Origin of the sequence: Paenibacillus sp. FSL M8-0212 (assembly GCF_038004645.1) — a bacterium.
Lineage (GTDB): Bacteria > Bacillota > Bacilli > Paenibacillales > Paenibacillaceae > Paenibacillus.
The window spans coordinates 2,287,235-2,307,527 of record NZ_JBBORP010000001.1 but is presented as its reverse complement, the minus strand read 5'-3'; the positions used below and the strand labels follow the sequence as shown (position 1 = coordinate 2,307,527).

Here is a 20,293-nt window from a genome sequence, read left to right as displayed (position 1 = left end):
TGGAGTGAGGAGTGGGGTCTATTGTCTCGTAATTGGTACTACCGGTTATTGTTCTCGTACTTCCCAATTTTTTTTCTTACGGTCACCATACTCATTTTCATCGCGTTTGTTTTCATCAATGACATCTCTAAAGAGGAAACCAAAAAAGCAGACCGGATCTCCTCCAGTTATATGATAGACACGGTGGATCGTACAATCAGGGATCTTGAACTATCCATCCTGGAAACGGTACAGAGTCAGCAGGCATATAAACTCTATTTTAATAACACAAACCTGACCAGTTCGGACACGGTGTATGCGATAGCGCAGAATTTACGTGAGCTATCCAATTCGTCCTCATGGATTCAATCCATCTATCTATATGACAAGCGAAATAAACATGTTCTGACCGTAAGTGGTTCCAGAGAAGCGGACAGTTTCTCAGATAAGGCTTGGATTAATCAGATGGTTTCCGGGTCTATCGGTTCAGGCTGGCAGCCGGTGCGGGAATTCGATGCGGACTCTGCTCAACGTACCCCTATTCGCGTATTAACGGTGAACAAGGACATGCCTTTGCCTTTTGGCTCTCAGGGTACATTGGTCATTAATATCAAGATGAGCAGCATTGAACAGAGTGTAGATAGTATGGTTAATGGTCAGCTCTCATTCCTGACGATTACGGATCGGGACGGTAAGGTTGTGTATAATGCACACTCGGACCAAGAGGGCTCGATAGACGGTCAGGAACTAAATAGGCTATCGCTAGAAAGACTGGGCTGGACAATATCCAGTGGAATTAAGGCCGGCAACTTATTTGGCTGGGTATCTGTCATATCTTATGTATGGGTAATCATTGCTATTGTGACTGTCATCTGTGCGATTGTATATATCGTGTATATTACTCGCCGTAACTATAAGCCCATTCAGATCATCATGAACCGGATTGAGTCTCATCAGATTCGGGTGTTCGAACACTCAGGTGCTCGCACGGATGAGATGAAGATGATTGATGGTGTGCTTGAGAATCTGATTAATCATATGATGGATTATGACAAGAAAAGCAGGGAAAATGTACTCATGCAGCGCAGCAAGTTGTTCAATGCCCTGTTGCATGGTGAACACATGGAAAATGCAGCAGAGCAATTAAAAGAGCTCTCTCCACTGAATGACGTGCAAGACTCGTCGCGTTTTGTCGTTGTTGTTGGAGAGATTAACCGTTATGAGAAGGGATTTCAGGAGAGGTACACGAGAGGTGAACAAAATACGCTGAAGTTTGCCTTGATGAACGTTTTGCAAGAGCTGTCACGTAATACGGGAGTCCAATGCTGGACGGAATGGATTAGTGTAGATCGAATTGCAATCCTTTTTGTGTTCAAAGAACAGAATGATAACAACTTGGATATGTCTGGGCAGATTCGTGTAGTAGCTGAGGAATGTAAATCCTGGGTAGAACAAAATCTACGCATTTCCTTAAGCTTTGGCATTGGTCCTATTGCTCAGGGAATCGGTACAATACGGGATTCCTATGCGGCCGCAGAAGCGGTAATGCAACGCAAACTGTTGATGAATGGAGATGTCGGCCAAGCCGACTGCGGCGAAACACAGCATCCTTTGCTGGATACCTATACCTATCTGCAGATGATTGCGGACTTTGTTAAGCGGTTCCGGATGTCGAGTGGACAGTGGCGGGAACAGTTGGAGGAGATCTTTACAGCATTTGAACAGAACAAACTGCCGGATGATGAGATTCGTTCTCTGATTCAAGCCATGTTACAGATGCTCAGCCGAGAGGTAGCCATGATGTCGGAAGGGCTCCAGGAAGAGCTGTCCGAAGAAAACATCAACAGATGGTTGAGTGCTGTGGAAGAGGCAGAGACGCTTACGGATGTGAAAAGTCTTTTGTTTGATGGACTGACGGACTTGTTCAGAACGTATGTAGCGGTAACGGAAACCAAGAGTTACAAAGCCATGGTTAATGAAATGAAAAATTATATCGAAGAACAGTTTGCGAATCCGGATCTTTCATTGAAACATTTGAGCGATCGATTCCAGATTACGGGCAAACATGCGAGTTATTTGTTCAAGACAGAATTCAATATGAAGTTTGTTGATTTTGTTACAGAGCTTCGCATGAAGGAGACCGAGCAGCTTCTGCTCAATACGGATTACTCTTTGCAGGATATTGCCCTGAAGGTTGGGTATGCAAACGGAATTACGTTGGGACGTGTATTTAAACGGGTAACGGGCATTACACCAGGAGATTATCGTCGTTTGAAACGTGAACATCGAGAACCCGAAGAGTAACGCAAAAGTGAACATATTCTGAGATCTGTACATCAGGATACCACAGGGTGAATTTCATGCAGTCACTTTCCACTTAGGAGAGAGGCTTGCAGAGGTTCGCCCTGTTTTCGTTGAACAGTTCTCTGCTGCCCGAGATCGATGCAACTGTTTTCGCAGGATAGCAAGTTAATATTCCTGTTTTATCCCCGTTTACGAATATAGGCAGTGTGTGAAAATGGTTTATCCGTATTGGGACAGGCAGTTTCGAGTCATGAGGCATTGAGAGCCATCAAAGCCTAGGGCAGCGTAGCTTTGGGAAAATAATCAGTCTGCGAAAATGGGCTTAACACATAAACTAAATTCCGTTTGTAAGCGCTTCCGAAACTGGTTTATTGCTAGAGTTCCGAAAGATGTGGAATACTCGGAGCAAGCCTTAAACATTCACGCAAAGTAAAAGGGGATGACTAAATGACAAGAACAACAACCACAGGGAAAACGAAGAAATGGGTAGGTTTGGCGCTTACGATGATAATGGGAGTTTCGTTGCTGGCAGGATGTTCTTCACCATCCAATCAAGAGTCTGAAGGTGGGGCAACAACTAATGGTGAGCGTGTTACTTTGAAAGTGGAGGTTTTTGATCGTGGTAACAGTCCTTCTCCACATACGATCACGAACAACTACTTAACTAAATTTGTTCAAGAGAAATTCGGCGATCCGAATAACATTGATGTGCAATTCGTACCTGTTCAACGTTCAGAAGAAACAACCAAGCTCAACGTTTTAATGGCCAGCCCTAGCGACGTTCCAGATATTGTGTTTGTATACGACTCCAGTGTGTTCTACCGTTATGCTCAGCAAGGTGGGCTAACTGAGGTAGGTGAACTCCTTAATGAACATGCACCTAACTTAAAAGAATATCTCGGCGAAGACCTGTTGAAATTCGGTCAGCTGGAAGGTCAGCAATTCGCTATTCCGGGTAAACGTGCCATTACGGCTCGTTACAACTCATATATCCGCCAGGATTGGCTCGATAAAGTCGGCATGAATGCTCCAACAACAACGGATGAGCTGTACGAAACATTGAAAGCATTCAAAGAGAAAGATCCGGGCAATCTGGGCAGCAAAAACATCCCAATGGGTATGGCACTTGCCCCAGCGCAGTACGAAACATTGATCTACTCCTTTATTAAACCCGTACAAGATGGGCTTACGTACAGTCAGCGTTACGAGCTACCATTGCATGATGGCTTCAAAGATGCGATGCAGTTCCTTAACAAGCTTTACAATGAAGGTCTGATCAGCAAAGACTTCAGTCTTGACGAAGAAAAAACGCAATTGGTCAAAGACTTCCAGAACGGTAATATTGGGTACATGTCTGAGGATGTAGGTCAGATTCTGTATGCAGATGGTATGCTTGATAATTTGTCCAAAAATGTACCGGATAGCAAAGTTGTAGCAGTTGACGCTTACACCAATGCGAATGTGGACAACAAACACATCAAATCACGTTATGGTAGCAACGGTATGTACATCATGATTCCAAAAAGCAGCAAACGTTCGGTTGAAGCTGTGAAATACCTAGACTGGATGGCTTCTGGAACGAACTTGCTGGAGATGAACACCGGTGTCGAAGGTGAAAATTACGATAAGGTTGATGGTGTTCCAGTTGTTAAAGATGATGCACCACAGGATGTCAAAGATCGTGTCTACAACGGTGGTGACATGGCCATCATTGCCAACGGTAAAGTAGTTGGAGATCAGGCAGCCAATGAAGCCGCATGGATTGCAGGCTTCCCAGAACGTAACCAAGAGCTGATGAGACAGTCCATTGATATCGCTAATACGGATACGATCGGACCGGTTATCTTCAGCAAACCAATCGAAGCAGAATCTAAATATGGTACAGCGCTAAATGATAAGTTGAAAGTGCTTATTGTGAAAACTGCGATGGCCAAACCGGCAGACTTCGAAGCGGTATATGAAAAAGAAATGAATGATTTCATGTCACTGGGTGGCACAGAACTGAAGAAAGAGCTTGAAGCAGCACTTCAGTAAGCGTTATCTAATAAACAGGTTCATCTTGTGATTACTAAATCAATATGTAATTTACCGCATAACTTTGGAAGAAACGTGTGCCGCCGGTATGGGCGGCACAGCCGTTTCTCTGTTGATAGGAGGAAACCGACTTGACCATCACATACTTGAAAAGGTATTGGCAATTATATGCGCTCATCTCACTGCCTCTGATCTACTTCTTGATCTTTCGTTACGGCCCAATGTACGGGGTTCAGATCGCTTTTAAGGATTTCAACTTGTTTCAGGGCATCAACGGGAGTGAGTGGATCGGTTTCGATGCTTTCCGTGAAGTATTTGGAATGCGGGACTTCTACACCACATTACGAAATACCTTCATGCTAAATTTCCTAGACCTGCTTGTTTCGTTCCCTGCTCCAATTATATTGGCCATCATGCTCTATGAAGTTCGATTTAAATGGTTTAAAAAAATATCGCAAACGATTCTGTATATTCCTCACTTTATCTCCTGGGTTATTATCGGGGGAATTGTATACCAATTGTTCGGCAATCAATCCGGTATGGTTAACGGTGTGCTGGAGAGTATGGGCTTAAATTCAATACCATTTTTGACAGAGAAAAACCCATGGCTTGTGACGTACCTGTTCACAGGTGTCTGGCAGAGTGCAGGATGGGGTACCATTCTTTATTTGGCGGCATTAACCGGTGTGAACAAGGAATTGTTTGAGGCTGCCGAGATTGACGGAGCTTCAAGACTGAAGAGAATCTGGCATATTACGTTGCCAAGTATTAAACCAACCATTGTGACCTTGCTCATTCTTAATCTCGGACATATGGTCAGCATCGGTTTTGATCGGCCTTATATTATCGGTAACACAGCCGTGCGTGAATATTCCGATGTACTCAGTACCTTTGTATACAGAGTTGGTCTTGAATCAGGACAATACACGCTTGCAACTGTTGTAGGACTATTCCAGGCTGTTGTAGGGCTAATCTTTGTACTCGGCTCTAACTATATTTCAAAAAAGGCAACCGGCGAAGGCATTTTATAAGTTATCAAAGCATGAAAGATACGCCAATCGGCTTGTATGTATAGACCATCAGTAAAGGAGCTGTGCGCATATGAGTGAACGCACCTCAAATCGGATTTTTGATATCGTTAATATCTCCTTTATCAGTTTATTTGTTATATTCTGTCTGGCTCCATTTTTGCACACCATTGCGATATCTCTAAGTTCTAACCGGGCTATTACTTCGGGAGAAGTGACCATTTTTCCTAAAGAATTTAACTGGGATTCGTATATTCAAGTATTCTCTGATCAATCCATGTTATATTCACTGGGCTTTACGACTGTTCTGACAGTAGCAACCACAGTGCTGTGCATGTTATTCACACTTGCTGCTGCATACCCGTTAACCAAGAAAAAATTGAAAGGGCGCAAGCTCTTCATGTATGTCATCATCATTACGATGTTCTTTAGTGGCGGGATGATTCCCGAGTATTTGCTCATACGTGATCTCAATATGCTTAATTCAGTCTGGGCACTGATCTTACCGGGACTGGTAAGTCCATTTAACCTGATTATCCTGATCTCATTCTTCAGAGGCATTCCTGAAAGTCTGGAAGAATCAGCAGAAATTGACGGCAGCTCACATGTACACACGCTATTCAAAATCATACTGCCATTATCCATGCCTGTACTTGCCACATTAGCGTTATTCTATGCGGTTGGTCGCTGGAATGGATTCCAGGATTCACTGTTGTATATTAATGATCCCAAGTTGTATCCACTTCAACTGAAGCTCTTCCAAATGGTTCAAAACAACATGGTGAGTGAGCTTACATTGATGGAAGGTGCTAACCGCACACAACTGACTCCGGAAAGTCTCAAGGCAGCCACAGTTGTATTCGCAACTGTACCTATTCTGCTTGTCTATCCATGGCTGCAAAAGTATTTTGTCAGCGGTGCCATGCTGGGAGCGGTTAAAGGATAACTTCGTAGTTCCCATACACGCTAAACATCACAATTGGGGAAGGAGAAGGAACGTAATATGCAGGGAAGAGATAAGGGAGAATACTCGTTCTCCACATGCTGGAATATTCGAAAACATGATGTCGGGGAAGATATGATACGCGAGATTGCGGATCTCGGCTTTCGTCGGGTGGAGCTCAATTATAATGTGACGAAGGAGATGCTCACTACGATTGAGCCCATGATTGAGCGTGGAGAGATCGGAATTTCTAGTGTCCACAACACTTTTCCACATGACCCTGATCCAGACTACGGTACGGATTCCATCTTGCTCGGCTTCGAAGATGAAGTGAAACGTAAGCGGGCGATCGAATTGCTGGTAGAGTCGGCTGAATATGCTCAGCGTTATGGGGGGGAAGCTGTTGTTGTGCACCCCGGAGAGGTACCTTTTCCTGAGGATATCAGCAAAGACCTTGGAAAGATCTATAACGAGGAAGGTCCGGATTCACCGAAGTATCGCAGCAAATGGGCTGAATTGATGGAGCGGCGGGAAGCCCTCAGTTCAGGGTATGTGGAGAAAATTATCGCCAGTCTGGATGAAGTATGCAATCGGGCGGCAGCTAAGGGTCTGGATGTTCGTTTTGGCATCGAGACGAGATCCAGACCACAACAGATTCCTACCCTTGCCGAAGCCAAGACCATCATTACGGCTCTCAAAGGGGCTCCGGTTGGTATCTGGTATGATACGGGTCATGCCATCATGATGGACCGATTGGGCCTATATGACAGTGTGGGAGAAATGCAGGGCCTGATGGATGATATTGTAGGGGTTCATATTCATGAGACACTTGGTCTTTCTGATCACTGGTGCCCGTATGTGCACAGTAAGGATATGAACTTCTACGACGCCTATCTGCCGATGATTCGCCGGGCACAGGTGAAAGTGTATGAGTTGAAGTCTGCCTGTAAGGCAGAAGAGATCCACGAGAGTCATGACTTGCTTATGAAGAAGCTTGGAGTGACAGAGTAGGCGCGGTGATGTGGGGAACAGTTGGCGTGTTCACAGCATGTGTTTAACGACTGTTTTCTCAGTGACGGAGACCCATAAATATGTAGTAAAACAAGCACAGATTTTCTAGCGACTTTTGTAGAAATATGATATATACTGACGAGAAAAATGAACTCACCTACGGGCGATATGAGTAAGCTTCCGGTCTGAATTGATGGCACTGAAGTAACTTACTCCGCACATCGGGAGAATGCATTGGTATGGAGGGGACTGCACATGTACAAACAACTGGTGGACAGTAATGACAGAGCGGTAGAAAGAGGCATATCCCGGCAGATGCTTGACCCGGAAAGCCGTTACTATGGAGGGACAATTGATCCCTTCACAGGTGTTGCCTGGGTCAACCATACGACTGGAACGCCCACGGATATGTGTTACTGGGGAGCTGCGCTCTCCAATCCGGACTCCATCTATTACCGGGATGAGGCGTTGTTAAATCGACTGCTGTTAGCTACGGAATTTGTACTTCGCTTCCAGCATGAAGACGGTTCAATATCGCCAGGCTGGACCAATTACCATTCCCCTCCCGATACTGCTTTTGTCGTTGTGGGGTACTCACAGTTGTATCAGCTTCTTCTGCAGCAGCAATGGGAGCCACTGCAACCTGTACTAAACAATATGAGGCTCTTTCTGGAACGCACGATTCCGACCATGCTTACGGGAGGTTGTCATACGCCCAATCATCGTTGGGTGCTATGCGCGGCGCTCGGTTTCCTGCATGAACTATTTGATCTGGAGGAAGCCGTGCAGCGCGCAGAGCAGTGGTTGAATGAAGGCATGGATATTACACCCGATGGGGAGTGGACAGAACGGAGCAATGGGATATACAGCGCAGTTAGCGACATCATGTTAATTCATGCTGCACGCCTGCTCAATCGTCCTGAACTGCTGGAACCGGTGAGGCTTAATCTCCGCATGATGGTGTATCTGGTCCATCCTACGGGTGAAATTGTTACAGATTATTCAGGGCGACAGGATCTGGGCAGTGTTCATGATCTGTCACCTTACTACCTGCCTTATGCCATTTTGGCACGGCTGGATGGTGATCCACTCTTTGCTGGTATGGCAGCTTGGGCGGGAGATACACTGACAGATCCGGGTGTATGCTCGGTGAATACGCTCATTCGATTAATGCTTGAGCCGGAGCTTCAGCAGACAAATGACGCACGTGATTCATTACCGGAACAGTATGAGGTCATGCTGAATGAACATTTTGTACGGGGAGAATATCTGGAGCAGATGGACGCAGTAGGGCATCACGGACGTATCTCTCACAGTCGGATGCATACGGACTTTGGTGCTCCCGTAGCCCGAATTCGGGATGGAGCTACTAGCGTGACAGTGATGACAGAAGTTCCTTCCTTCTTCGCTCTTCGTCATGGCAATGTGCGTCTGCTGGCTGTGCAACTGGCCTCTTACTTTAATCCAGGGTATGTACCTATGCAGCAAATGACGAGGCTGTCCGAAGGGTATCGTCTGACTGGTGAGCAGAAAAAAGGCTACTATGGTCCAGTTCCTGCAAACCTGTTACCGGAATCAGCAGCATCAGCCATCAGTCCATGGTATTTGCTACCTCATCAGAGTCGTCAGCTTACTCATGAGCAGACCTTCCGTGTAGGAGCAGAATTACAGCCAACGGAAAACGGATGGAACATGCATATATCTGGACAGGAACCGGAGGATATCATGATGCAGTTGTCCTTTGTATTCGGAAGCGAAGGTGAACTGACCTGTGAGGACGCAATTGAAACGAGTGAGGGTCACTATTTGTGGAAAGGCGGTACATTACGCTATACCTGCGGAGAAGACTGGCTGGAGATTACCGGGGGCGAGCTGGGGCATCTGGCTGCAACAGTGCGGGAGGCAAAATTACCGGACAAGTGCAAGGTTGTGCTGGTCAATTTCATGACACCGTTTGATAAAACCATTCAAATTTCACTTTCTCCTTCGATGGCGTCGAAGATCTAGATTTATTAGATATTTAAGCCATAACAGTTAGAAGACCGAGCCCAAATGCTCGGTCTTCTTTTTTTAGGAATGACTGCAATTAACGTTCTAAAAAGATATTCCCACTGTTAAGCTCAGTCCGTAATATATGGACTATCATCATTTCAGTTGCTCTAACGCAGTTTCTATTGGTTTAGTGAACAGAGGATTATCTTTGGTTTGGCTCCAGTAAACGATAAGAACATTTCTTTTCTCATATAGAAAAGGGAACGTTGTAAAATGGGCACTTTCCATGTGTTTGTTGAATTCTTTTGTTCCGTTGATGCGATCTTTATCAGAATCGAAAATATAAAAATGTATAAATTCAGGGTTGTACGGATCTTCTTGCCCTGGCGTTTCAACGGAGTACACCTCAGGTACAACATCATTTAATTTCAAAGGATACCCGGTGATACCAAAGGACACTAAATCCAGTTCTTGAGACTCGAGCTCTCTCAGTACATCATCTAATGTGAACTTATTTTCTATGTTTTCTATATCTTTTGAACATCCATTCAAAGCAAACAAGCATATTAAGATGAATACAATTGGTTTTATTTTCGAGATCATCAATATAACATCCTCCTAAATAATAATGATGCCGCCTTTATTTTTATAATTAGATACGCAAATCATAAGGTTGAGGGTCAGAGCCAATACAGGTTGTTTGATTTCATTTAATGGAGATAAACTACTAAAAAGGACAATAAGGATAATAATACCATAAACTACACTCATCTCATCATAACCGATCCGATCCGAATCCAGTTAGACGTCGCGTATCCGACAGGAGTGGACTAATGCAATACTGCAAAGAAATCCTGTGACAAGCGAGTGCAGGAGCCTCTAGGAAAAGACGGGTTTCCTTTGAATAAACAACGCTCTAAGGTGATAGGTTTCCGCAAAATGGAATATCACCTTCTTTTGCATTTTTTTCATAAACGACATGAAACTACATATTGAGAAGTGGGCCTTAAGATGTGGTATACTGAAGAGTATGAATGAAATGCAAAGAGGAGGTGCCTTGGAAGATGAAGGGCAAGCTAGTGCGGGCTGAGGGACACCTTGCCAATATTATACCGATTCACTTGGATGCTTCTTTCTTTTTTGAAAGAGCTGTCCGCTCGCTGGACCGTAATCATGTTGACAAGGCATTAAAATATTTTCGCAAAGCTGTTGAATACGAACCGGAAAATCCGGTAAATCATTGTAATATGGCGGGTATATTATCGGAAAAGGGGGATTACGAAGCCTCCAATGCCATTCTGGCTAACGTGCTGGAAGTGGTAGATCCGTCGATGACGGAATGTTATTTCTATATGGCGAACAATTATGCAAATATGGATCGGTTTGAGGAAGCCGAGCAAGCACTTGTTACCTATCTGGAGGAGGACACCCAAGGTCAGTTCATGACGGAAGCCGAAGAGATGATGGAGCTCCTGTATTATGAGCTGGATCGTCCTACCAAACTGAATCGAATCAAATCACGCAAAGGTGTAGTGGAGCACGATCAGGCACGGGAACTGTTGGAAGAAGGGAAATTTGCACAGGCTGCTGAATTGCTCGAAGGCATGTCTTCTGATTACCCTGATTACTTGGCTGCCCGTAACAATCTGGCACTCGCCTACTATTATATGGGTCTGTTTTCCAAAGCAAAAGAGACTATTGCCGAAGTGCTTGAACAAGAACCAGGTAATCTGCATGCACTCTGTAATCTGGCCATTTTCCATCAAAATGAGAACCGGGCTGATCAAGTGCTGCTTCTGATCAAAAAATTGCGGGTCATCGTGCCATTCCAGCACGAACAAGTCTACAAACTGGCGACAACGATGGGAATTCTGGGCCAACACGATACGGCTTATGTTCACTTCCGGCGTTTGCTCAAGGACGAAGAGACAGCTGCTGATCCGGCACTTGCTCACTATGCAGCAGTGGCGGCTTATAATACAGAACGTTATGATGCTGCTGAGCGTTTATGGCATCATGTGTCCAAGCTTGATCCGGGTTCCGAAGTATCCCGGTATTATCTGTCAGGTCTTGAGGCTGTAAAACAAGGCGAGCAAGAGCCAGAGAAGCTGAGCTATCACTATCATCTGCCATTTGATGAGCAGTTCAGACAGTGGGAGAACTATGGTAGTGGCATACCTGAAGAAATGAAGAATGATCCACTGATTCGTTCATCTTTCTTCTGGGCATTGCGTCATGGTGATCGGGCAACCAAGCTACAGGTTATTCATGCGCTTGGGATGATCGGTGACTATGAGGTGCAGCAGGCTTTGCAATCCTTTATTGAAGAGCCTGGAGAAGAACAGGATCTGCTTGAGGCAGCACAAACTGTACTGAACGAATTGAAATCGGCTGAACATGAGGATCGGAATTCTCAGGTTGTTCGACCCTTTTCTCCTGTAGCCTTGAAGTCTATTGGGAAGGTTCCATCCACATCAGAGCAATCGGACAGTGGCTCAACCTCCCATTGGCAGGCTGTTGTTGATCGTGCGTTACAGATGTCTGAAGCAAAGGCTGAGTTGCAGCAAGAGATGGAACGGCTCTGGACGGATTATGTATCCCGGGTACATCCGGAGGTTCCGGGTACAAAACAGATTGAGGGTTGGGCTGCGGGACTTGAATATTTGGCAGCGAAGAATCACAGTCGGCCCGTTACCTATCAAAGCATTGCTGAGCGGTATGGGATATCGGCATCAACGGTTAGCAAGTATGCTAAACAGATTCATTCGGTTTGTAACAGCAAGCCACCACTAGTATAGAAAGTTCGCTTCAACTCGTTTTCAGAAAGACATCATCAGGTGAAGGATACAACAACCGGGAAAACGGGTAAACTTAACGAATGGGCCTCGTAAACGCCTGTAGGATATCATCTTGGCAAGTTCATCGCTAGTACAACACATTCTCACCTTAATTAAGGAGGCTGTATCTATATGTCTAAATACAGAACGATTGTGATCGGAACGGGACCTGCGGGTCTGACAGCAGCGATATATCTGGCTCGTGCTAATCTGAAACCACTGGTTATCGAAGGTCTTCAGCCGGGTGGTCAATTGACGACGACAACGGAAGTTGAGAATTTCCCCGGTTTCCCGCAAGGTATCATGGGTCCGGAACTTATGGACAACATGCGTAAGCAAGCTGAACGTTTTGGAGCGGAATTTAAAAACGGTTGGGTGGAAGAGGTTGATTTCAGCAAACCGCCCTTCAAGGTCAAAGTTGGAGGAATCGGTGAACTGGAAGCTGAATCGATCATTATCTCCACAGGTGCTTCCGCTCGTTATCTTGGTATTCCGGGCGAGCAGGAAAATGTGGGACGTGGTGTAAGTACATGCGCGACATGTGACGGCTTCTTCTTCCGAGGCAAAAAAATCGTGGTCGTGGGCGGTGGAGACTCCGCGATGGAGGAAGCGAGTTTCCTGACTCGTTTTGCAACAGACGTGACATTGGTTCACCGCCGGGATGAATTACGTGCATCCAAGATTATGCAGGATCGGGCTCGTAGCAATGAAAAGGTGAAGTGGGCGCTGAACCGTACTCCACTCGAGGTCGTACCTGAAGCGCTGGGTGTCAAAGGGCTGAAGGTGCGCAACAACGAGACGGGGCAGGAAGAGTTGCTCGAAGCAGATGGCGTATTCGTTGCCATTGGTCACACACCGAATACCGGATTCCTGGGTAATGCGATCGCACTGGACGAACATGGCTATGTTGTCGTTAAACCGGGAACAACCGAGACCAATATTCCGGGTGTATTCGCCTGTGGTGATGTTCAGGATACGAAGTATCGTCAAGCCATTACAGCTGCAGGATCCGGATGTATGGCCGCCATGGATTGTGAGAAGTTCCTAGAAGGAAGCATTGTCCATGATTGGAGCGAAACGTTGGATAAATAAGCATTACATGCGTGAGGTTAGGCATATGTTAGGAATAAGAGACAACGGGAAGTCTCATGAAATGAGAGAAGCCGGAAGGCTTCTCTTTTTTTGAAACTACAGTGGGCATGAGTTCGTATACATATGGGGCATATTAGCTGTGAGGTGAAGATTTTGGGGGAAATGATAAAAGATTGGTTACAGAATGCGACAGTGAGACGGTTTTTGATCCTGCTCTTGTTCTGTTTAGTTTTGTTCAGTATGGGGAGTATGCTGCACATGATTCTGCTGTTGTTCCTGGTTACGTATGTCATGAACAGGTTACAGCATTTCATTACAGGTGGTTTGAATCGGTTGTTTCCAATCAACTATAAAGTTGTGGTCATCCTGCTCTATATGATTGTGATCGCAGTCATTGTGCTTGGCATTTCCAGATATTCACCACGGATCGTGGATCAGGTCGTCCAGTTGACAAACGAGATTATGAAATTTCTGGATAGTGCAGACGGTGATAATTTTGCATCCAAAATTGCGGGTTATCTTCAATCCTTCGATATTAAAAATTACACCAATGATGCATTGAAATATATTTTCGCTTTGAGCAAATGGCTGGAGTTTATTCTGCTCGTCATCATCTTGAGTCTGTTCTTCTTGTTGCAGAAGCAGGAGATATCCAAGTTCACGTCCAAGTTCAAAACAAGTAAAATTGGATGGTTCTACAATGAAGTAGCTTATCTGGGAGACAAATTCGTGTCTTCTTTTGGTAAAGTCATTGAGGCACAGCTTCTTATTGCGGTGTTTAATACGGTACTGACGATACTGGGCTTATGGATTCTGGGTTTCCCGTATCTGTTCGCTCTGACCATTCTGGTGTTCATGCTCAGTCTGGTTCCTGTTGCGGGGGTTATCATCTCACTTGTACCGCTCTGTCTGATTGGGTATCAGATGGGTGGACTGAAATTAAGCATTATTGTGATCATCATGATTATTGTTATTCATGCCTTGGAGACGTACTTCCTGAATCCAAAACTGATGGCACACAAGACCAAATTGCCAATGTTCTACACCTTTATCGTACTAATTCTGTCGCAACACTTCCTGGGGATCTGGGGACTAATCATTGGTATTCCGATCTTTGTTTTCCTGCTCGATATTCTGGATGTGAACAAGATGGAAAAGACAGAAGAGCCGGTACGTGTGGAATCGAAGTTATAACTTTAAAAAATCAACTGAGTTTAATCGAGCTCAACCAAGTTAAACAACATCAGATTCTTTTGAAAAAGTAAGGGTGCCTTCCAATTATGGAAGGCGCTTTTTTGTTGGCAAAACCGCCATTAGATAGCTCTCTGCGTGAGAATGACAGGTGGTGGGGTGAATAAGACGAGTCACCTATCTGAGGGGACGATGTTGATCTTTTATGAATGGAACGAGTGAAGATGCAATATCATGAGTTGAGGCTTCCTCTGTTATGGAGGAAGGAATGAAGCGTGCGTTTATAAATGAAGGTAATAAGATTGTATACGTATTCAAAAATGCTATGTGATGTGGTTCACAACCCTAACGGAGCATGGTGTATCCGAGTTCTTATCGTCTTGACCCAGGCGTATCCTTCAATTATAGTTGGTACGTAGGACTTAAACTATTTTAGATAGATAAAGGTGGCTTGCAGCATGTCTGAGAAAATCTACGTTGGGGTCGATCTCGGCGGAACAGCAATCAAGGTCGGTATATGCGATGAACAAGGTCAGCTAATGCATACGTATGAAGGACCGACTGAAGTGGATAAGGGCGTAGACACGGTCATCGCCAACATCGAGAAGTATGTCCGACATATCGTAGCCGAATCACCATACAGTTGGGAACAGCTTGAGGGTGTAGGTGCTGGAGTGGCCGGTTTCACGAATGTACGCGAGGGAATTATCGTTCATGCCCCTAACATTGGATTTCGGAATGTGGCCATTCGTTCGATTCTGGAAGAACGTCTGGGCAAGCCAATCAAAATAGATAACGATGCAAACGTGGCTGCACTGGGTGAAGTATGGGCAGGTGCCGGCAAAGGCGTAGACAACTGCGTATGTTATACACTCGGCACAGGCGTTGGCGGAGGCTTGATCTTGAATGGGAACATCTATCAAGGCTTCTCGGGTATGGCTGGTGAGCTGGGTCATATCAGTGTTGTACCTGACTTGGAGGCCATCAAGTGCGGTTGTGGTAAAATGGGATGTGTAGAAACAGTATCGTCTGCAACAGGAATTATCCGTATGGCGAAGGATGCAGTAGAACGTGGTGATCATACGTCACTGGCACTTGTCGACAAGATTGCAGCCAAAGAAGTATTTGATGCTGCCAAGGCAGGCGATGAAGTGGCACAGCGCATTGTAAACCGTGCGGCCTTCTACCTGGGCAAGTCCATGGCTACTGTAGCTGCTGTCATTAACCCGGAGATGTTCATCATTGGTGGTGGCGTATCCAAAGCGGGCAATTTCTTGTTTGATGAAATCCGTACTGTATTTGCTAAATTGACACCTGAACCACTGCAAGAAGGGGTTCAGATTCTGGAAGCTACACTTGGTAATAATGCAGGTATTGTGGGTGCGGCAGGTCTTCTCTTGCGTTCCTAGTAACCTCGTAACAATATATGAATACAGCAATATGATAAGGAGGGGACATTTATGCTTGAAGGTGAAGGCTCACCAGGCACAGGCGCCACGCTCATTATCATTACGGGCATGTCCGGGGCAGGTAAAACCATTGCAGTACAAAGCCTGGAAGATCTGGGTTTCTTCTGTGTGGATAATCTGCCACCGGTATTGATTCCGAAATTTGCGGAACTAATTGAACAGTCAAACGGCAAGATTGGTAAGGTTGCATTGGTTATCGATCTGCGCGGGCGTGAATTCTTTACGGCTCTGTCCGAGTCTTTGAACTATATTAAAGATCATTTTACCATTCATTGCGAAATTTTATTCCTGGATGCTACAGATTCTGTACTTGTTCAGCGTTACAAAGAAAGCAGGCGCAGACATCCACTGGCTCCTGAGGGCATGCCGCTGGACGGCATCCGACTGGAACGCAAGATGTTGGAGGAACTCAAAAACTCTGCGACTCAGGTATTGAATACTAGTACAATGAAGCCTGCTCAACTGAAAGAACGCATCATATCCCGCTTTTCTCATCTGGAAAGCCAAATGTTGTCGGTGAATATTACGTCGTTTGGATTCAAGTATGGCATTCCGATTGATGCTGATCTGGTGTTTGATGTACGTTTTTTACCGAATCCGCATTATATTGAGCATTTGCGACCAAATACGGGACAGAATAGTGATGTGTACGAATATGTTATGAAGTGGCCAGAGACACAGGCGTTTCTGACCAAGCTGCTGGATATGCTGCATTTCCTGATTCCGCAATACCGGAAGGAAGGCAAAAGCCAGGTTATTATTGGAATCGGCTGTACCGGAGGCAAGCATCGTTCGGTAGCAATATCGGAATATTTGGGCAAGATGTTGGGAAGCAGCGAGACAGAAGCTGTTACCGTGAGCCATCGCGACGCTGACCGGGACCGTCATTGAAGAGGGTGAAGGGATGAAAGAGGCCGGACCACGAAGAGAACGTCCGAGAATAGTTGTAATGGGCGGCGGAACCGGATTGTCCGTGATGTTGCGCGGTTTGAAAGAGAAGCCGCTAGATATCACGGCCATCGTCACAGTTGCAGATGACGGTGGAAGTTCAGGCATCCTGCGCAATGAGCTACAGATGCCGCCTCCGGGCGACATTCGCAACGTGCTTACGGCACTGGCTGATGTAGAACCATTGCTTTCAGATATGTTGAAGTACCGTTTCAATACAGGCGCGGGGCTTGCAGGCCACAGCTTGGGAAATTTGATTTTGGCTGCAATGACGGATATTTCGGGCGACTTTGTGACCGCAGTGCGGGAGCTTAGCCGCGTGTTTGCCGTTCGAGGTGAGGTATTGCCAGCCGCAGGCCAGGCCGTTGTGTTGCATGCCGAGATGGAAGATGGGACAATTATTACAGGCGAGTCCAAGATCCCTGAGGCAGGTGGACGCATCAAACGTGTTTTCCTTGAACCGGATCACGTGGAGCCGTTGCCAGAGGCAGTAGAGGCCATTCGTCAAGCTGACGCCATTCTGATCGGGCCAGGCAGCCTCTATACAAGCATCCTTCCCAATCTGCTCGTACCTAAGCTTGCAGAAGCTGTGGTAGAGGCTGATGCGGTGAAGATGTTTATCTGTAATGTTATGACACAGCCGGGAGAAACGGATAACTATACGGTAAGTGACCACCTTAAGGCGGTACACGAGCATATAGGTCATCAGCTCTTCGACTATGTCATCGTAAATAATGGTGATATTCCGCTACAAGTGCAGAATAAGTATGCGGAAAAAGGAGCAAAACCGGTTGTGCTGGATATGAATGTACTCGAAAGTGCCGGCTATCAGGTGGTTGCAGATACTCTTGTTCTGTTCAAAACCTATCTGCGTCATGATGCCGACAAGTTAAGTCATCACATCTACCAACTGGTACAAAATTGGATGTTACGGAAGAGGTGAAGTCCCATGTCGTTTGCAGCACAGACCAAAAAAGAGTTAACCATGATCGAGAGCGAACCGTGCTGCGAAAAGGCGGAACTTTCAGCCCTCATCCGTATGCTTGGTGCAGTGCAGTTATCGAATAAAAAAGTGATCTTGGATATTTCGACGGAGAATGCCGCCATTGCAAGACGGGCATACTCTCTGCTTAAAAAGCATTTTCAAGTGCATACGGAACTACTGGTCCGCAAAAAAATGCGGCTGAAAAAGAACAATGTATATATTGTTCGAATTCCAACTATGGTACAAGAGATTCTCAACAGTCTTCATATTGTATCGGAAGGTTTTCTGTTTACGCCAGGAATTAATACGGAGTTATTTCAGCAGAACTGTTGTAAACGTGCCTATCTTCGCGGTGCATTTCTGGCCGGTGGATCGGTTAATAATCCGGAAGGTTCCTCGTACCATCTGGAGATTGCGTCCATGTATGAAGAGCACTGTCAGGCACTGGTTGACCTGGCCAATGAATTTCATCTGAATGCCCGGTGTATAGAACGGAAAAAAGGATTCATCCTATACATTAAGGAAGGCGAGAAAATCATTGAGCTGCTCAGCATCATTGGTGCTCATCAGGCCTTGTTCAAGTTTGAAGATGTACGAATTATGCGTGATATGCGTAACTCCGTTAACCGGATTGTCAATTGTGAGACCGCCAACCTGAATAAAACGATTGGAGCGGCGGTAAGACAAATCGATAATATCCGGTTGTTACAAAAGGAAGTTGGTCTGGAATCGTTGCCTGAGAAACTTCGCGAGGTGGCGGAGGTTCGACTCGCTCATCCAGATATCAATTTGAAAGAAGTAGGCGAACTCCTTAAAGGTACAGTTAGCAAGTCGGGAGTGAACCATCGGCTTCGTAAAATTGATGAGCTGGCTGAGAAAGTACGCACAGAACGTTATGGTTAAGACGGCGTAGGGTAAAGTAACAAGGTCGGCTGTTTCTGCTGAACAGAAAGGCCGGGAAAGTCAACCGTTAAGGACCTAGGGAACTTACTTAGGTCATTGGATGCGCTGTGCAAAAGATGAAATTAGGGCAAGATAATGTCCTCTAAAGCACTTTGAGTTTTTTCTTCTAGTGTCCTGCACGGGTTAATGGTATAATGTTGTATAAATATAATTGTGTATTTAATGTCCAGATTTCATAATAGGGGGTAAGTTTCCATGACAAAGCACCCGGTAGTTGTCCGTTTGAAAACGGGTCTCCATGCCAGACCTGCGGCACTGTTCGTTCAAGAAGCGAATAAGTACTCGTCTGAAGTGTTCGTCGAGAAGGACGACAAAAAAGTTAATGCAAAAAGTATCATGGGGATCATGAGCCTTGCAATTAGCACAGGTACGGAAATCCAGATTAGTGCAGAAGGCGCGGATGCCGAACAGGCTGTAAACGCTTTAGTTAGTCTGGTAAGCAAGGAAGAGCTCGAAAACCAATAAGATATGATCAATCCAATGAAGAAGTCCCGAAAGGGGCTTTTTTGCGTTATTGACGTATTTGCTATCGTCAAGTGCAACATTATGGAATTTGTCCCGTCTGTTAAGGTATCAAATCGATTAAAGTTTGAGATGTTAACACATAAGGAGGCTATCGTGATGGGTAAACAATGGATGAAACCGTTTGGTGCGGTGCTGGTGGCAAGTACGTTGCTTGTTGGAGGAACAGCATGGGTTGCACCAGGTAACTATGCTTACGCTGCAGAAGTTCAGGGAGTACAACAGAATGTGATTAATGTTGTGGGTAAAGGTGAGATTCAGGTGAAGCCTGATATCGCTTATCTGTCCATTGGTGTGAACAGTACTGCAGAGACAGCTGCATCTGCTCAAAAAGCGAATGCTGCGAAAGTTCAAAAGGTATCCAACTTGCTGAAGAATACGTGGAAGATCAGTGCAGACGACATTCAAACGAGTCAGTTCTCTGTACAACCCAACTATACGTATAGCGAAAAAGACGGACAACAAATTAAAGGATACACAGCGCATCATACGCTGACTGTCACATATCGTGAGATGGATAAGATTGGCGAGTTGCTCGATGCTGCTTCGGGGGCAGGTGCCAACAACATTGAAAACGTGCGCTTTACTGTAGAAAATCCGGAAAGTTATGAGTCCCAAGTGATTGAGAAAGCTGTTGCCAATGCAGATGTGAAAGCAGGCGCCATTGCAAAAGCAGTTAAACGTCAACTGGGTGCTGTTCTTTCCGTGAGCCAAGGTGATGGCAATGTGCCTGTATTCTATGCAAGTGAGGCGCTGATGTCCAAAGCACAAGATACAGCAGGTGGCACTGAGATTGAAACAGGCCAAGTTAAAGTTAGCACAATCCTGAATATCACGTATGAAATGAAATAAACAAGATTGAACTAAGGATTGTAAGCTCAAGTAACCTTTTCAAGGGTCATTTGAAGGGTACAACGAAATGATGACAAAGACTTTGTCCTGTGGACAGAGTCTTTTTTTGTTGGAAAAGCAAACTTTGATGAAGTTAGATAGGA

The 20,293-nt window shown here is 45.4% G+C and carries 16 protein-coding genes; 15 read left to right on the top strand and 1 reads right to left on the bottom strand.

Going from position 1 to position 20,293, the window contains the following annotated elements; translation table 11 throughout:
• Nucleotides 1–21: 21 nt before the first annotated feature.
• The 6 genes from MKX68_RS10225 to MKX68_RS10200 all read left to right on the top strand — a co-directional run bounded on the left by MKX68_RS10225 (nt 22) and on the right by MKX68_RS10200 (nt 9,306).
• On the top strand, nt 22–2,283 hold the full coding sequence (locus MKX68_RS10225) for a helix-turn-helix domain-containing protein (RefSeq protein ID WP_339787391.1): 2,262 nt from the start codon (nt 22–24) through the stop codon (nt 2,281–2,283).
• Between the two features lie 447 nt (nt 2,284–2,730).
• Complete coding sequence (locus MKX68_RS10220) at nt 2,731–4,317, top strand: extracellular solute-binding protein (RefSeq protein ID WP_338589877.1); 1,587 nt, start codon at nt 2,731–2,733, stop codon at nt 4,315–4,317.
• A gap of 131 nt (nt 4,318–4,448) precedes the next feature.
• Nucleotides 4,449–5,348: an ABC transporter permease gene (locus tag MKX68_RS10215; protein WP_062837760.1), complete on the top strand. Its 900-nt coding sequence runs from the start codon at nt 4,449–4,451 to the stop codon at nt 5,346–5,348.
• A 70-nt stretch (nt 5,349–5,418) separates the two neighbouring features.
• Complete coding sequence (locus MKX68_RS10210) at nt 5,419–6,291, top strand: carbohydrate ABC transporter permease (protein ID WP_340911277.1); 873 nt, start codon at nt 5,419–5,421, stop codon at nt 6,289–6,291.
• Between the two features lie 57 nt (nt 6,292–6,348).
• Nucleotides 6,349–7,299, top strand: coding sequence for a sugar phosphate isomerase/epimerase family protein (locus tag MKX68_RS10205; RefSeq protein ID WP_340911274.1), 951 nt, complete (start codon nt 6,349–6,351; stop codon nt 7,297–7,299).
• Nucleotides 7,300–7,554: 255 nt separating this feature from the next.
• Nucleotides 7,555–9,306: a hypothetical protein gene (locus tag MKX68_RS10200; RefSeq protein WP_340911271.1), complete on the top strand. Its 1,752-nt coding sequence runs from the start codon at nt 7,555–7,557 to the stop codon at nt 9,304–9,306.
• Between the two features lie 138 nt (nt 9,307–9,444).
• Here MKX68_RS10200 and MKX68_RS10195 read toward each other — a convergent pair whose 3' ends face one another.
• The gene (locus tag MKX68_RS10195) at nt 9,445–9,897 is read right to left on the bottom strand and encodes a hypothetical protein (RefSeq protein WP_340911269.1); all 453 of its coding nucleotides are present in this window, start codon (nt 9,895–9,897) and stop codon (nt 9,445–9,447) included.
• A gap of 458 nt (nt 9,898–10,355) precedes the next feature.
• On the opposite strand from MKX68_RS10195, the gene MKX68_RS10190 reads away from it, so the two are divergent.
• From MKX68_RS10190 to MKX68_RS10150, 9 genes are all read left to right on the top strand, one after another.
• Nucleotides 10,356–12,089, top strand: coding sequence for a tetratricopeptide repeat protein (locus MKX68_RS10190; protein WP_338589890.1), 1,734 nt, complete (start codon nt 10,356–10,358; stop codon nt 12,087–12,089).
• A gap of 171 nt (nt 12,090–12,260) precedes the next feature.
• Nucleotides 12,261–13,220, top strand: a complete 960-nt coding sequence (gene trxB, locus MKX68_RS10185; RefSeq protein ID WP_036674745.1) for a thioredoxin-disulfide reductase — start codon at nt 12,261–12,263, stop codon at nt 13,218–13,220.
• A gap of 123 nt (nt 13,221–13,343) precedes the next feature.
• Nucleotides 13,344–14,414 (top strand): AI-2E family transporter, encoded by a 1,071-nt coding sequence (locus MKX68_RS10180; protein ID WP_340911267.1) that lies wholly within the window; start codon nt 13,344–13,346, stop codon nt 14,412–14,414.
• A 455-nt stretch (nt 14,415–14,869) separates the two neighbouring features.
• Nucleotides 14,870–15,820 (top strand): ROK family glucokinase, encoded by a 951-nt coding sequence (locus MKX68_RS10175; RefSeq protein WP_062837749.1) that lies wholly within the window; start codon nt 14,870–14,872, stop codon nt 15,818–15,820.
• Between the two features lie 51 nt (nt 15,821–15,871).
• Complete coding sequence (rapZ, locus tag MKX68_RS10170; RefSeq protein ID WP_047841457.1) at nt 15,872–16,771, top strand: RNase adapter RapZ; 900 nt, start codon at nt 15,872–15,874, stop codon at nt 16,769–16,771.
• Between the two features lie 13 nt (nt 16,772–16,784).
• Nucleotides 16,785–17,771, top strand: a complete 987-nt coding sequence (locus MKX68_RS10165; RefSeq protein WP_017691250.1) for a gluconeogenesis factor YvcK family protein — start codon at nt 16,785–16,787, stop codon at nt 17,769–17,771.
• 6 nt (nt 17,772–17,777) lie between these two features.
• Nucleotides 17,778–18,716, top strand: a complete 939-nt coding sequence (gene whiA, locus MKX68_RS10160; protein ID WP_091038642.1) for a DNA-binding protein WhiA — start codon at nt 17,778–17,780, stop codon at nt 18,714–18,716.
• Between the two features lie 255 nt (nt 18,717–18,971).
• A complete protein-coding gene (locus MKX68_RS10155; protein WP_017691248.1) occupies nt 18,972–19,241 on the top strand; it encodes an HPr family phosphocarrier protein in 270 nt (89 codons plus the stop codon).
• 156 nt (nt 19,242–19,397) lie between these two features.
• Nucleotides 19,398–20,150 (top strand): SIMPL domain-containing protein, encoded by a 753-nt coding sequence (locus MKX68_RS10150; RefSeq protein WP_340911264.1) that lies wholly within the window; start codon nt 19,398–19,400, stop codon nt 20,148–20,150.
• Nucleotides 20,151–20,293 lie beyond the last annotated feature (143 nt).